Annotated in this window: 13 protein-coding genes; 4 read left to right on the top strand and 9 right to left on the bottom strand. The window is 59.6% G+C overall.

Translation table 11 applies throughout. From position 1 onward, the window contains the following. Nucleotides 1-225: 225 nt before the first annotated feature. Entirely contained in the window at nt 226-2,181 is a 1,956-nt protein-coding gene (locus tag ACR0FE_RS00345; RefSeq protein ID WP_480911366.1) for a 4Fe-4S binding protein, read from the top strand. Here ACR0FE_RS00345 and ACR0FE_RS00350 read toward each other — a convergent pair. Further along, nucleotides 2,175-2,903 (bottom strand): hypothetical protein, encoded by a 729-nt coding sequence (locus tag ACR0FE_RS00350; RefSeq protein WP_480910185.1) that lies wholly within the window; start codon nt 2,901-2,903, stop codon nt 2,175-2,177. The two genes, ACR0FE_RS00345 and ACR0FE_RS00350, sit on opposite strands and share 7 nt — an antisense overlap. A 112-nt stretch (nt 2,904-3,015) precedes the next feature. On the opposite strand from ACR0FE_RS00350, the gene ACR0FE_RS00355 reads away from it, so the two are divergent. From ACR0FE_RS00355 to ACR0FE_RS00365, 3 genes are read left to right on the top strand one after another with little or no spacing between them, the layout of a single operon-like run. Further along, nucleotides 3,016-4,077, top strand: a complete 1,062-nt coding sequence (locus ACR0FE_RS00355; RefSeq protein WP_480489701.1) for an Mrp/NBP35 family ATP-binding protein — start codon at nt 3,016-3,018, stop codon at nt 4,075-4,077. Then, entirely contained in the window at nt 4,074-4,769 is a 696-nt protein-coding gene (locus ACR0FE_RS00360) for a biotin/lipoate--protein ligase family protein (protein WP_480489702.1), read from the top strand. The genes ACR0FE_RS00355 and ACR0FE_RS00360 overlap by 4 nt, the downstream gene beginning before the upstream one ends. Continuing rightward, the gene (locus ACR0FE_RS00365) at nt 4,769-5,248 is read left to right on the top strand and encodes a DUF6505 family protein (protein ID WP_480910187.1); all 480 of its coding nucleotides are present in this window, start codon (nt 4,769-4,771) and stop codon (nt 5,246-5,248) included. Before ACR0FE_RS00360 ends, ACR0FE_RS00365 begins: the two co-directional genes overlap by 1 nt. A 3-nt stretch (nt 5,249-5,251) precedes the next feature. Here the strand turns inward: ACR0FE_RS00365 and ACR0FE_RS00370 are convergent, their stop codons facing one another. From ACR0FE_RS00370 to acs, 8 genes are all read right to left on the bottom strand, one after another. Then, the gene (locus ACR0FE_RS00370) at nt 5,252-5,752 is read right to left on the bottom strand and encodes a flavin reductase family protein (RefSeq protein WP_480910189.1); all 501 of its coding nucleotides are present in this window, start codon (nt 5,750-5,752) and stop codon (nt 5,252-5,254) included. Between the two features lie 88 nt (nt 5,753-5,840). Further along, a complete protein-coding gene (locus tag ACR0FE_RS00375) occupies nt 5,841-7,253 on the bottom strand; it encodes an exonuclease domain-containing protein (RefSeq protein ID WP_170676717.1) in 1,413 nt (470 codons plus the stop codon). Nucleotides 7,254-7,255: 2 nt separating this feature from the next. Then, nucleotides 7,256-7,774 carry a hypothetical protein gene (locus ACR0FE_RS00380; protein ID WP_480910191.1) on the bottom strand — a complete coding sequence of 173 codons (519 nt, stop codon included), beginning with the start codon at nt 7,772-7,774 and terminating at the stop codon, nt 7,256-7,258. 93 nt (nt 7,775-7,867) lie between these two features. Then, complete coding sequence (locus ACR0FE_RS00385) at nt 7,868-9,691, bottom strand: DUF294 nucleotidyltransferase-like domain-containing protein (protein ID WP_480910193.1); 1,824 nt, start codon at nt 9,689-9,691, stop codon at nt 7,868-7,870. Nucleotides 9,692-9,799: 108 nt separating this feature from the next. Then, on the bottom strand, nt 9,800-11,584 hold the full coding sequence (locus ACR0FE_RS00390; RefSeq protein ID WP_170616216.1) for a sodium:solute symporter family protein: 1,785 nt from the start codon (nt 11,582-11,584) through the stop codon (nt 9,800-9,802). A 5-nt stretch (nt 11,585-11,589) separates the two neighbouring features. Beyond that, nucleotides 11,590-11,874: a DUF4212 domain-containing protein gene (locus ACR0FE_RS00395; protein ID WP_170348424.1), complete on the bottom strand. Its 285-nt coding sequence runs from the start codon at nt 11,872-11,874 to the stop codon at nt 11,590-11,592. 186 nt (nt 11,875-12,060) lie between these two features. Continuing rightward, nucleotides 12,061-12,744, bottom strand: coding sequence for an adenylate kinase (locus ACR0FE_RS00400; RefSeq protein WP_480910195.1), 684 nt, complete (start codon nt 12,742-12,744; stop codon nt 12,061-12,063). A 7-nt stretch (nt 12,745-12,751) separates the two neighbouring features. After that, a complete protein-coding gene (gene acs, locus ACR0FE_RS00405; RefSeq protein WP_480910197.1) occupies nt 12,752-14,716 on the bottom strand; it encodes an acetate--CoA ligase in 1,965 nt (654 codons plus the stop codon). Nucleotides 14,717-14,724: the final 8 nt, after the last annotated feature.

The raw sequence follows: 14,724 nt of genomic DNA on the forward strand, positions 1-14,724 counted from the left end.
CTATGGTACACAATACGGCTTTTCGCCAAGCATCTTATTAGAGCGAAACATGACAATTGATCACCACAAGTTTATTTTTTAACCAATTGGTAATGAATTTTGGTGCCCGGGCGAGGGTTATGCGGGGTCGATCCGGCGAATAAACCCTTCTTTGGTGCCGTGGACATTGCCTCACTGCGCATACGGCTTAATGTGCTGAGGGTGGGGAAAGCGATGGGGATGGATATGGCCATAAAGATGCTGCTTTGCGATTGCGCAGGAACCCAATCGCTGGATGCGGACAAGGTGGCCTCGGCCTGCGACGTGGCGTGTTCCAAAATTCACAGCGCGCTGTGCACGCGGGAACTGGAAGCCGCCGCCGATGCGCTGAAAGGCGAGGATACGACAATCATAGCCTGCGGGCAGGAGCAGGACGTGTTTCGTGACCTTGCCGACGATCTGGGTGTTGAAACGCCCGGCTTTGTCGATCTGCGCGACCGCGCAGGTTGGTCCGAACAGGGGCAGGATGCGGCACCCAAGATGGCTGCGCTGGCCGCCGAAGCACTGCTGCCGCAACCGATCACTCCCAGCGTCGATGTCGTTAGCGAAGGGACCTGCTTTATCATTGGGCCGGGCGAGGCCACTTTTGCGCTGGCCGGGCGCTTGTCAGATACTTTGGCGATCACGGTTTTGGCCACGGATGACGCTGTACCGGTCTCCAGATCGTTTGACGTCGTGCATGGGGAACTGCGCACGCTGAATGGGGCGCTTGGTGCGTTCTCGCTGAAGCTGGACAGGTTGAGGCAGTTGAAACCCGGCGGGCGGGGCGCGTTCGGTTGGACCGACGCAAAGGATGGCGCGCGATCGGTCTGCGACATTGTGATCGACCTGACCGGCGGCACCCCATTTGTTCAGGCCCCGGCCAAGCGCGAAGGCTACCTGCGCACCGATCCGCGCGATGCGCTGGCCGTCGAAAGGGTGGCGTTTGATGCGGCGCAATTGGTTGGAACGTTCGAAAAGCCGCTCTATGTTCGTCTCGATGAAACCCTTTGCGCCCATTCCCGGGCGGAACAGGTGGCTTGCACGAATTGTCTGGACATTTGTCCGACGGGTGCAATTACTCCGGCCGGAGAACACGTCGCAATAGATCCGATGATCTGCGCCGGATGCGGCGAATGTTCATCGGTTTGCCCGTCGACGGCGATCACCTACGAGGATCCGCCCCTGGCCGCTTTGCTGTCCCGGATGCATGTCCTGGCGCGCACCTACCGAAGGGCCGGAGGCATCGCTCCGCGTTTGCTGGTTCACGATGCCCATGGGGCCGAGATGATCCGGCTTGCTGCCCGGTTCGGTCGGGGCTTGCCTGCGGATGTGATCCCGCTGGAACTGAGCGTGATCTCGGGCTTTGGTCATGCGGAAATGCTGGCCGGTCTGGCCCACGGATTTGCACGAGTCGATGTCCTGCTTTCGCCAACGACCGAAAAGGACGCGCTGGACAAGGAACTGATGCTGGCGCAGGCAATTGCCGATCCCGAGTGTCTTGGTGTGATTGATGAAACTGACCCGGATGCACTGTCTGACCGTCTTTACGATCAGCATGTCCCGCAGGCTTTGACCGATCCGGTCCTCCCCTTGGGAAATCGTCGGCAGGTCGCGCGACTGGCAGCGCAGGCGCTGAACCCTGGCGCCCATGAGCCGATCACTTTGCCACAGGGCGCGCCATATGGGGCCATTGCTGTTGATACGGATGCCTGCACGCTGTGTTTGAGCTGCGTGTCGCTGTGCCCGTCCGGCGCATTGGTCGACAACCCGGATATGCCGCAACTGAATTTCCAGCAGGACGCGTGTTTGCAATGTGGCCTGTGTCGGACGATCTGCCCCGAAAAAGCGATTGCTCTGGTCCCGCAGCTGGACCTGAGTGACAAAGCCCTGTCTCAGCAGGTGTTGAACGAGGAAGAACCCTTTGCCTGCGTCGAGTGTGGAGCGTTGTTCGGTGTGAAGTCCACGGTCGAGCGCATTATGGACAAACTGTCGGGAAGCCATCCGATGTTTGCCTCATCCGAACAGGCGCGGATGATCCAGATGTGCGACAATTGCCGTGTAAATGCGCAGTTTCAGCACCAGGACAATCCTTTTCAATCCAGCCCAAGGCCGCGTGTTGTCAACACCGAGGACTACTTCTCGAAGCGAAAGGATCACTGATGCTGCAGTGGCGCGCCCAGATCGGCCGCGCGGATGTGCGATACGAAGGCGAGGATGGCCTCCAAGTCCTCCAGCGTGATTTCGACCGGGTGAATAGGCGAGGGCCGGGTCGGATCGAACGGCGGTGTCAGCCCCGCGATTTGCGTGAACGAAGGGTGCGGGTTCAGCGCAAAGAAGGCTTCGAACCGCTCCGACCAGTCGGGCATGGCGCGCAGAACCGCAAAGGAAGGGGTCGAGCCCAGACCGTTCATGCGGTTGCGCGGACCAATAACATGACACCTTCCGCAATGGGTAAACGACAGCTCGCGCCCGATCTCAGTGTTCGCGTTCGTTGCCGTTTCTTCTGCAGTTTCAACGGTGTCAAACTGCGTATCGAAAGGAGGGCCCTGATCCGGCACAAAGCTTTCGATCGTGCGCTTTCCAATGTCCGACAGCATCCAGTCCTCAAACCGGACCTGGCGGGGGTCATCCTGAATACGAAGATGGTAGGTGACGCCATCCCGGGCAAAGACGGGCTTACCCGGCGGGGAGGCCGCCACAGACATTATCCCGTTTTCATCGGCGATAACCCGGATTCCGGTCTTGAGGGAAAAGCGCGGAAGAATATGTTGCAGTAGACCCGAGTCCCTCACCTGATCCGGAGCCGCAAGCCCAAGCGCCTCCTGCGATAACGAAGGGGTGGCAGACAGCGACAGGCTCAGGCACAAAAGGATGGCACGCATTCCCCAAGCCTAGCGGCGATAGGCGGATAGCGTCAAATAAACTGAAAAAGACGGAGACACATGCAATGACAGGCGATACCCACACTATGGGGCGGAACAAGGAAACAGTTGCATGAGTGTTCGTGACGCGGTTCTGGCGAACTTGAAAAAGATCACCGACCCGGTTTCGGGTCAGGACATCGTCAGTGCAGGTGTGGTGCGTGCCCTGAATGTCGAAGGTGAAACCGTTCGTTTCGTGCTGGAGATCGACCCGAAACAAGCCGAGCGGATGGAGCCGGTGCGTGCCGCCGCCGAACAGGCCGCGAAAATGGTCGAGGGCGTAGAAAAGGTATCCGCGATGATGACCGCGCATTCCGAAAAGGCGCCGCCGGATCTGAAGCCGAAACCCAAGCCTTCGCAGACAGGGCCACAGCCGGTTGCGGGTGTTGACCGGATCATCGCCGTGGCATCGGGCAAGGGCGGGGTCGGTAAATCGACGGTTTCCGCCAATCTGGCCTGCGCACTGGTCGCCGAAGGTCGCCGTGTTGGACTGTTGGATGCGGATGTTTACGGGCCATCGCAGCCGCGTATGCTGGGGGTTTCCGGACGACCGGCAAGCCCTGACGGAAAAACGATCCTACCGTTGCGCAATCACGGTGTCACAATGATGTCGATGGGCCTGATGACCAACGAAGGGCAGGCGGTTGTGTGGCGTGGCCCAATGCTGATGGGCGCGCTGCAGCAGATGATGAACCAGGTGCAATGGGGTGCACTGGATGTGCTGATCGTCGATCTGCCGCCCGGCACAGGCGACGTGCAACTGACGCTGAGCCAGAAGTTCCGGGTGGACGGTGCCATCGTCGTGTCAACTCCGCAGGACGTGGCACTGATCGACGCCCGCAAAGGCATCGACATGTTCAATCAGCTCAAAACGCCCATCGTGGGGATGATCGAGAACATGTCGACCCATATCTGTTCGAATTGCGGACATGAGGAGCATGTATTCGGACACGGCGGAGTGGCCTCCGAAGCCGCTGCGCTGGGCGTTCCGCTGCTGGGGGAAATTCCGCTGCATCTGGACATTCGCGTCGCAGCCGATGGTGGTGCGCCGATCGTGGTCAGCAAGCCAGACAGTCCGCAGGCCGAGGCGTTCCGCAAGATCGCCCGCGACATGATCGCCAAAGGCCAGGCATGACCGAGCCGGTCTTCCCCCCATTGCTGACCGGACATCCGGTTCAGGGCGGGGAAGACCCGTTTGACCGTGCGCAGGCCATGGCTGCGCTGGGCTGTGACGCGGGCGCGGTCGTTTACAATATTCAGGCAGACCGTCTGCGGGTTGCGATTGTCTTCGCGCCCGAGGTGCCGCTGCAGGACGCAATGGCCATGCTGCCGTTGTGCGCCGTGGGCTTCCAGAACGCTTTGGGCGCGCTGGCCCCGCCCGAGGTTGCCGTACATCTGGGCTGGGACGGTTTGATCTGCGTGAACGGGGCCCGGTGTGGGCAGTTTCGGGCCGCTGCTTCCGCCACTAGTTTGGAAGAAATCCCTGACTGGTTGGTGATCGGGTGGGAACTGGCCTTGTTGCAGACAAGCGATGCGCCCGGGGAAAACCCTGATGTAACAGCGCTTTATGACGAAGGCTGTGCCGAAGTCGGCCCGGTGCCGTTGGTCGAAAGCTGGTCGCGTCACATGCTGACCTGGCTCAATCGCTGGCAAGAGGACGGCAACGGCCCGTTGCACGCAGAATGGATGGGACTTCTGCGCGGCGTGGGTGAGCCGATTGAGGAACAGGGCATGTTCCTTGGCACGGATGAAAGGTTCGGTATGCTGATCCGCAAGGGTTCGGACACTCAACTGCGCCCACTGACTGAATTGCTGGAGGCATCCTGATGAAATTGGCCCGTGCCATTCACTTTGACGAAAGTGACATGAATGTCTTTCAGTCGCCTGCGCGCACCGGTGAATGGTGTATTTCGGGCGGGTTCGAGTTTTCGAACTGGGGGTCGGCTGATCTGGCAGGCAAGGCGCGGCAGGCCTTTGCCAACGGCTGGCTGGGGCTTGAGACATTCGGACGGGTGACATTCGTCGCCGTTACCAAGGTCGAACCATCCGAACTTGAACAGATCGCGCAGAGCCTCGCGGATCATTTCGTTCGTTTCTACGGAGCCCCGTCAATCGATGCAGCCCTGGGCGTTGCACAGGCCGAAATTGACCATATGTCCGGCCTGTGTGAAGAACACGCGCCCAACACGCTGCTGACCGTTGCTCGCGAGTTGACCGATTCAGGTGTTTATGAAGCGTTTCGCGTCATCGTTCCCCAAGATGCTGAACTTGAGGCGCTTGCCGTCCATGGGTCACTGGACGAATAGCGTTCAGATCGTATCGACAAAACCACCGAACTGACCGCGTTTGAAAATCAGGCCCTGACCAGTCCGGTACATCGCGGTTTCGACGCGGCCCACCAAGATCAGGTGATCGCCCGCTTCGTGCCGGTCATGCAGATGGCAATCAAACCGCGCCAGGCAGCCGTCCAGTTGAGGGCGACCGGCAGGATCCGCGCGCCAGTCTGCATGCGAGAAATCAAAGCCGTTTCGGGCAAACTTCAAAGCCTGATCCTGCTGCTCCTGCGCCATGACGTGGATCGAATAGTCCGTGCATGCGCTGAAGGCGTCAAAGCGGTTGGAATCCTTGGCAAGGCACCACAGAACCAGCGGGGGATCCAGCGACACCGAGGAAAAGGAATTCACGGTAATCGCGCGCGGCCCTTCGGCCGTGTTGGTCGTGATGACCGTCACACCTGTGCCGAAACAGCCCAACGCCTGGCGAAAGGCGTTGCTGTGATCAGGGCCCGGGGTGAAGGTTCTATCCGTCATTGCGCGCTCGTGTTTTAGACGCGCATCAGGTGCCATGAGCGGTCGGGTTTGTCCATGGAAAGGTGAAAATGGCGTGAATATTTACGCGTCAGTTCAGATCTTCCAGCAATCGCCCATGTTTGCGTGTTTCGACCAGAACATCGCCAAATGTCACCATCCCGCGTGCCCGAAGCATGGGCAGCATCTTGACCAGAGCCTCGGCCGTCGCGACGGCGTCGCCCAATGCCGTATGGCGCAGCGCCTCCGGGATTGTGATGTCCAGTCGCTCGCATAGTGCATCCAGGGTGTGTGTGTCGCTGGCACCGAACAGCACAGCTGACAGCAGGACCGTGTCCAAAATCAGGTGGTTCCATTCCACACCCATGCGTTTCTCATGCCGGCGCATAAACGCCATATCGAACGGGGCGTTGTGGGCCACAATGACCGCATCATGAGCGAACTGATGAAAAACGCGCCCAGCCTGAGCAATGTCCGGAGCCCCCTGGACCATGTGGTCGCTGACCTTGTGCACCTTGGTCGAAGCCGGAGGGATCGGAATTCCCGGGTTGACCAGCAAATCCAGATGCTCGCCTTCGACGATCCGGCCCTTGACCACCCGGACTGCGCCGATCTGCACAACTTCATCCTTGTGCGGCAGCAGGCCCGTCGTCTCGGTATCGAACACCACGAAACACAGGTCGGTCAGGGCGCGATGTTCGAATTCTACATCGGTGGCTCCGTCCAGCAGATCGAAATTGTAAACCAGCGGGCGGGCGGCCTCGGGCGGGATATTGGCGGCGCTGTCGTCGAAGATCAGCATGTAGCCGGGCGCATGGCCCAAGGGTTTCATACGCGCGGCATAGCTTTGGTTGCCATCAATGCTGGTCAGCGTACATGCGACCTCGAGCCCGGTCTTGCACATCTTCTCATACGCCGCTGTCAGCGGGTTCGGCTGCAGATACTCGAAAAGAGAGGCGTTCAGCCTAGGATGGGAAATCTGGGCCAAAACCTCGGCGGCCTGCGCGTCGTAGAGAACGATTTTATGCGTCGGACCAGCCAGCAGCATTGCCACCGGAATTTCCGTCAACAGCGCCGTAAGCTTCCGCTTTTCAGCCGCGAGATGAGCAGTTTCCGCAGCGACGGCTTCGGCGATATCAAGGGTCTTGTCAGTGAGCCGATCCGCAAGCCCTGCCGCTGCCGGGGCCAGATCCCCCAAATACCGCGCGGCCTGAAGGTCAAGGTCGCTGCTGACACCGGCATGCGCACGGGCGCGCAGTTCAGCCGACAAGCGCTCGATCGGTTTCGCGACATTGTCGTCAAACAACAGCCAGACGCCGACACTTAGCGCCAAAAGGCCAAAGGCGATAAGAATACCGGCAAAAACAAACGCATTGGCCAGGTCCGGATTGCCCGTTCGTGCGTATCCGACCCACAGGGCTGCAATGCAGACGGTCAATCCGCCAAGCGCCAGCAGACAGAAGAACAGGAATACTCTCAGACGCAGGCTCAGCCGGGTCAGCATGATCAGACCTCGCAGGTGGCTTCTATGACCGGGTCTCCGGAACCCGCCGCGATCCAGGTGGCATTCAGCAGCTGTCCGTCATCGGCGAATTCGGCACCGTCTGCCAGGTTGGCGCGGCTGTTTTCGGCGCAATTGACTGCAACGGGCAGTTTGGAAACCGGGGCCCAGCGACCGAAGAAATACAGATCCACCAGGCGTTGCTCGGGAACCTGCGCGTTGGTGCGCACCGATACGGTATCGATCGCGGCAAAACGATCCACGAAGGGCACGGCATAGGTCCAAGGTCGATAGAAAGCGCGGCTTTCGACCTCCTGCACGATTTCCATTCCTTCGGGCAATGTTTCAAGCTGGCGCCCATACCACGAATATTCGCTGGCGATGGTCACTCCGATCATCCCGGCACCGGCGGCAACCGGCGCGGTCCAGCGGGGCAGACGGCCACCGGAAAGCTTGTTCAACAGCATTGCGATGCCTGCAAAAGCAAAACCTGCAAAAACCGTGCCGATCAATTCAAGAAACATGGCTAACCTTTCTGACTCAGGCGCGTCTCGCCTCTTCTTCTTGTTCCAAATACGGTCGCCGAAAGCGATCCCATCGTACTCGTCAAACTACACTTAACCCAACATGCCCTTACCGTGGCCTACCGCCGACTGCATCGTTTTTACCACGACAAAGGCATCGCGCAGATGACTTCGCTCAAAGTCGGACAAATCCGACGGGGGCAGGTAATTGTCGGGATCTTTCGCAGCCTTGATCTGCCGAACCTGATGTTCAAGCCGGGTTTCGGCAATCAGATCGTAGGCGTCCAGCAGATCCCGCGCGCCAGCGGGGCTCAGCACGCCGCCGGCCTCGGCGGCTTTCAGGCGTGCACGTGTGTTAGCTTCGGTGAATTGCCCCTGCAGACTGTAAATCCGGGCCAGATCCACCACAGGCACGACGCCGTTATGTTTCAGATCCATCGTGTTTCGATGCTCGCCCGAACGGATCGTTGCAAAGCCGCGGAGCAAGCCCAATGGCGGCGTGTGCTTGAGCGAGTTGGAAATCATGTGGGCGACAAAGATTGAATTTGCGCTGGCCGCGCCGAGCGTATCTGCCTGAAGATCCGAGAACAGCTCGAACGCGCCGCCGATGGGGCGCAGGTCGAACATAACCGAGGCCAACATCTGTGCCTCGGGGTTGGGTTTGGCGATCCAGCCCTTGAAATAGTCGCGCCAGACGCGGACCGGCTGACACCAGCGCGGGTTGGTGGCCATCATGTCGCCGGGGCAATAGAAATACCCGCAGGTGTCCAGACCGTCCGAAATAAATTTGGCCAGATCAGCAAAATATGGCATCTGGGCGTCCGTCACCTTATCGTCCAGCATCAGGCAGTTGTCCTGATCTGAAACACCCGTCTGTTCTTGCCGCCCTTGCGAACCGCACGCCAGCCACAGATAGGGAACGGGTGGCGGCCCAAGTTTGCCTTCGGCCAATACCAGCAATCGCCGGGTGGCAGTATCGGCAATGTCGGTGATCAGGCGGGTCACGATCTCGTGCCGGTTCCCTCCGGCAACCAACTGCACCAGAAGTTGAGGGATTTCAGCCGTCACCAGCGCCATCTCCTCGGCGGATTGGGCGCGGGCGATCCGACGCACGAGTTCGGCGGAATTGACGGCCTGATAGTGGGTCAGGTCCGTTTGCGTGACGATGCCGACAAGACGTCCGCCTTCGGAAATGGGAATGTGGCCGATGCCGCGCTCCATCATCACATGCAGAACGTCCGAGCCGATATCCGAGGGCGAAAGTGTGACCGGATTTACCGTCATGATCGACGAAACCGGCGTTGCTGCGGGCATTCCGTCTGCCACGAACTTGCTTGCAATGTCCCTAAGCGTGGCAATGCCCAGAAGGGTCTCGCCTTCGGTTACGCAAAGCGACGAGATATGCCTTTCTCGCATCAACTGCGCCGCCTTCTGAACCGGGGTGGAAGGTGGGCAAGTCGCAGGATCGCGTGCCATCAACACGTCAATAGCGGTGGTTGCCAGACTTTGCGGGGTGGAGCGGTTGCCCCGGGTTCGGTTGAAGAATCTCGAGACCACATCATGATCGTCGATCAGTTGGCGCACCAGGGCGGGCGGCAGCAGAATCAGAACAGACGGCGTGTCCGCGCGCGCATGCGTTGCCGCCTTGCCGTCTTTCAGCAGCCCCCGCTCGCCAAAGGAGTTGCGTAGACCAAGGTGGGATACGACCGCGCCGTTTTCATCTGTGATTTCGACCTGTCCTTCGTAGATTACGAAAACACCGGGCAGGGGGCCGCCCAACGCGTAAACCGGGCTATTCGCTTCGACTTCATGAACCTCGATCTGCCGGGCAACGGCGTCCAGCGTATCCGTGGGCAGGGCGTCATAGGGGTGAACGGATTTCAGAAACCGGGTGATCTCATCATGGGACAGGGGCATAGGGTCGTCCTTGGCTTCTGAATGAAAAGCCCCGCCCGGTGGGATGCCGGGCGGGTACAGTGGATCGAAAGATGTGGTCAGCCATGGAGGGTACCGACCACATCAGGCTCATTTGTTCTGAGCTGCGCCCGCACCACGGGGAATGCGCACGCTTTCGACCAATTCGACGATCTCCGGCGGAGTCTCCTTGGTCATACCGGCGACGACGTAGGCAACGCCGAAGTTGATCATTGCACCAATGGCACCGAACGAAGTCGACTTGATCGGACCCAACAGCGGGTCAGCATCGGTGAACGAGTTGGTGTCCGGAATGAACAGCCAGCCCTTGTGCAGGAAGATGTAGACCAAGGTCACGGTCAGACCTGCCAGCATACCAGCAACTGCGCCAGTGTTGTTGATGCGGGTCGAGAAGATCCCCATCATCAGTGCCGGGAAGATCGAGGCCGCCGCCAGACCGAAGGCAAGCGCCACGGTTTGCGCCGCAAAGCCCGGCGGGTTCAGACCCAGGTAGGTTGCAACGACGATTGCCACGGCCATGGCGATACGAGCCGCCAGCAGTTCTCCTTTTTCAGAGATCTGCGGGTTGATCGCACCTTTGACAAGGTCGTGGGACACCGCCGACGAGATCGCCAGCAACAGACCCGCAGCGGTTGACAGGGCAGCCGCAAGACCACCGGCCGCGACCAGACCGATCACCCAACCCGGCAGGTTGGCGATTTCGGGGTTGGCCAGAACCAGGATGTCGCGGTTGAACTTGGTCAGTTCGTTACCAACCCAGCCTTTTTCTTCCGCAATGGCCTGCATGTCGGCATTCGCGTCATTGTAGTACTGGATCTTGCCGTCGCCGTTCTTGTCTTCCCAGTCCAGCAGACCGGTTTTCTGCCATGTCTGCATCCAGTCGTAACGTGGATCGGTGTCGATGTCTTCAACCGAAACAGCGCCACCTTCGATGCCACCGTTGGGCCACATCATGTCGGTGATGTTCAGTCGCGCCATTGCGCCAACCGCAGGGGCAGTCAGGTACAGCAGAGCGATGAAGACCAGCGTCCAGCCAGCCGACCAGCGGGCGTCAGACACTTTCGGCACGGTGAAGAAGCGCATGATCACGTGCGGCAGACCTGCGGTGCCGATCATCAGCGACAGTGTAAACAGTACCATGTTCAGCGTGTTCGAGTGGTGGGCGGTATATTCGTTGAAGCCCAACTCGGTCACGATCGCGTCCAGCTTGCTCAGCAGAGGCTCTCCGCCTGCGGTGTCGCCGAACAGTCCCAGCGCCGGGATCGGAGTGCCGGTCAGCTGCAGCGAGATGAAGATCGCCGGGATCGTGTAGGCGGTGATCAGCACGCAGTACTGAGCGACCTGAGTGTAGGTCACACCTTTCATCCCACCGAAAACCGCGTAGGCAAACACGACACAGGCACCGATCAGAAGACCGGATGTGTTCGACACTTCAAGGAAGCGGCCGAAGGCCACGCCAACGCCGGTCATCTGGCCGATAACATAGGTCACCGAAGCCACGATCAGACAGATCACCGCAACGATACGGGCGGTCTGGCTGTAGAAGCGGTCGCCGATGAATTCCGATACGGTGAACTTGCCGAACTTGCGCAGGTAAGGTGCAAGCAGCAGTGCCAACAGCACGTAGCCACCGGTCCAACCCATCAGGAAGGTCGAGTTGTCATAGCCGGTAAAGGCAATCAGACCCGCCATCGAGATGAACGAGGCCGCGGACATCCAGTCCGCCGCTGTCGCCATACCGTTGGTGACCGGGTGAACGCCGCGACCGGCGGCGTAGAATTCGGATGTGGAACCCGCACGGGCCCAGATCGCGATGCCGATGTACAGCGCAAATGACGCGCCGACAAACAGCAGGTTGATGGTAAACTGGTCCATGGGGGTTACTCCTCATCCACGCCGTATTCGGCGTCCAGCTTGTTCATGCGCCAGGCGTAGTTGAAGATCAGCACCAGAAAGACCAGAATCGATCCCTGCTGAGCGAACCAAAAGCCCAGGTCGGTGCCGCCAACAGCGATACCCGACAGCAGCGGACGCAGCAGAATGCCGAATCCGAAAGACACCAGCGCCCAGATCACGAGGCTGATGTAGATGAGGCGCAGGTTGGCCTGCCAATAGCCCTTATCGGCCTCGGCAGCCTGCGCGGAGTTTGTAGATTGATCCGCCATCGCGGGTTCCTCCTTCGCTTCGTCGTTGAGCGGCCCCTTGCCCAACTCCTCCAGTGCGTTGGGCCGCCTCTCGAATGCGCCGAACGCCGGGTGGCGTTTGGCAAAACTCCTCCGGTCCGCCAAGGCGGGTCCGTTGAAGTATTCTTTTGTTGGATCAGAGCCCCAAATTGGGCTTCACTTATCCCCTTAACTCATCGCGTCGCCGACGATCTGTTCCAGATCACTGGCGATGTCTTCGATCCGGCCCATGGCGTTGGTCCGTTTCAAAACCTCATGACTTTCGTAGTAGTCGATCAGCGGAGCGGTCTGCGCATGGTAGGCTTCCAGCCGGGACGCAACGGTTACCGCATTATCATCGGCGCGGCGCTTGAACTCCGTGTGACCGCATTTGTCACATTTTCCTTCGACCGCCGGTTTCTTGAACTGATCGTGGTACCCCTCACCGCAACCAGCACAGGTATAGCGGCCCGAGATGCGGGTGATCATCTCGGCATCCTCCACCTCAAGGCTGATCGCAGCGCTGATCTTCTGACTGTTTTCGGCCAACAGTTCATCCAACGCTTCGGCCTGAACCGTAGTCCGCGGGAATCCATCCAGAATGACACCCTTGGCGCAATCCGGTTCCGCCATCCGGTCGCGCAGGATGGCTATGACGATCTCGTCACTGACAAGATCGCCGGCTTCCATCACGGCCTTCGCGGCCTTGCCCGCCTCGGTTCCGGCAGCAACGGCGGCCCGAAGCAGATCGCCGGTGCTCAGTTGAACCAGCCCGAACTTTTCTTCAAGCATGCGGGCCTGTGTGCCCTTCCCGGCGCCCGGAGGGCCAAGAAGGATCAGAACGGCGGGTGTGGTGATCGTGGCAGCGTCCATCACATCCTCACTTGTTCGCACGGTTTTCGATCAGGTCTTCGACGACCGACGGATCAGCCAGTGTCGAAGTATCACCCAAGCTGCCAAAGTCGTTTTCGGCAATCTTGCGCAGGATACGGCGCATGATCTTGCCCGAGCGTGTCTTGGGCAGGCCAGGCGCCCACTGGATCACATCCGGGCTGGCGATCGGGCCGATTTCGGTCCGGACCCAGGTCCGCAGTTCTTTCAGCAGTTCGTCGCTGGGCTCACGATCATTCATCAGGGTGACGTAGCAATAGATGCCTTGCCCCTTGATTTCATGGGGGTAGCCAACGACAGCGGCTTCGGCGACGGCAGCATGCGCGACCAGTGCGCTTTCCACCTCGGCCGTGCCCATACGGTGCCCGGAAACGTTGATCACATCGTCAACGCGACCAGTGATCCAGTAATCGCCATCTTCATCACGGCGGCAGCCGTCACCAGTGAAGTAATAGCCCTTGTAGTCCGAGAAATAGGTCTTTTCGAACCGCTCGTGATCGCCCCAGACGGTGCGCATCTGGCCCGGCCAGCTGTCCTTGATGCACAGAACGCCTTCGACCCCATTGCCCTCAATCTCAACACCGGATTGCGGGTCCAGAACCACCGGCACAATGCCGAAGAACGGTTTCATGGCCGAGCCGGGTTTCATCGCGTGTGCGCCGGGCAGGGGGGTCATCAAGTGACCGCCGGTTTCGGTCTGCCACCAGGTATCAACGATGGGGCATTTCCCTTTGCCGACAACTTCGTTGTACCAGTTCCAGGCTTCGGGGTTGATGGGCTCGCCCACTGTGCCCAGAACGCGCAGGTCGCTCAGGTCGCATTTGTCGACGAATTCATTGCCTTGTCCCATCAGGGCACGGATTGCGGTCGGCGCGGTGTAGAACTGGTTCACCTTGTGCTTTTCGCAGACCTGCCAGAACCGCGAGGCGTCCGGAAATGTCGGCACACCCTCGAACATCAGCGTGGTCGCGCCGTTGGCCAGTGGGCCGTAGACGATATAGCTGTGGCCCGTGACCCAACCCACATCTGCGGTGCACCAGTACACGTCACCATCGTGATAATCGAAAGTGATCTCATGCGTCATGGCTGCATAGACCAGATAGCCGCCGGTGGTATGCACCACGCCTTTGGGCTGACCGGTTGAGCCAGAGGTATAAAGGATGAACAGCGGGTCTTCCGCGCTCATCTCGGCGGGCGCGCAGTAGTCATCCGCCTCAAGCGCCATTTCGTTGTAGTCGTGGTCACGCCCATCCACCCATGTGGTTTGGCCACCGGTCCGCTTGACCACCAGACATTTCACGGTGTCTTTGCAGTGCAGCAAAGCCGCATCGGCATTCGATTTCAGTGGCGTCTTGCGGCCACCGCGCGGGGCTTCGTCGGCAGTGATCAGGACCTTGGCGTCGCAGCCATTGACCCGCGCTGCCAGGGCGTCCGGGGAAAAACCTGCGAAAACAATCGAATGGATCGCCCCAATCCGGGCGCAGGCCAGCATGGCATAGGCGGCTTCGGGGATCATCGGCAGATAGATCACGACCCGGTCGCCCTTGCGCACGCCCATTGATTCCAGAATGTTGGCCATCCGGCAGGTGCGGCGGTGCAACTCGGCATAGGTGATGTGCTGCGCTGCGTCGTTTGGATCATCCGGCTCCCAAATGATCGCGGTTTGATCGCCGCGTGTCGCCAGGTGACGGTCCAGACAGTTTGCCGAAACATTCAGCGTGCCATCGGCATACCAGTTGATCTTCACCGAGCCAAAGCTGTAGTCCACATCCTTGACCTGAGTATAAGGCTTGATCCAGTCGACGCGCTTGCCCTGTTCATCCCAGAAGGCATCAGGATCACTGACAGAGGCCGCATACATTGCCGCGTATTTGTCAGCATCGATATGCGCACGGGACACGATTTCTGCGGATGGCGGATATGTTTTGGCATCTGCCTGGGCAGCGGTTGTCATACTGAGGC

Source organism: Ruegeria sp. K7 (assembly GCF_056531785.1).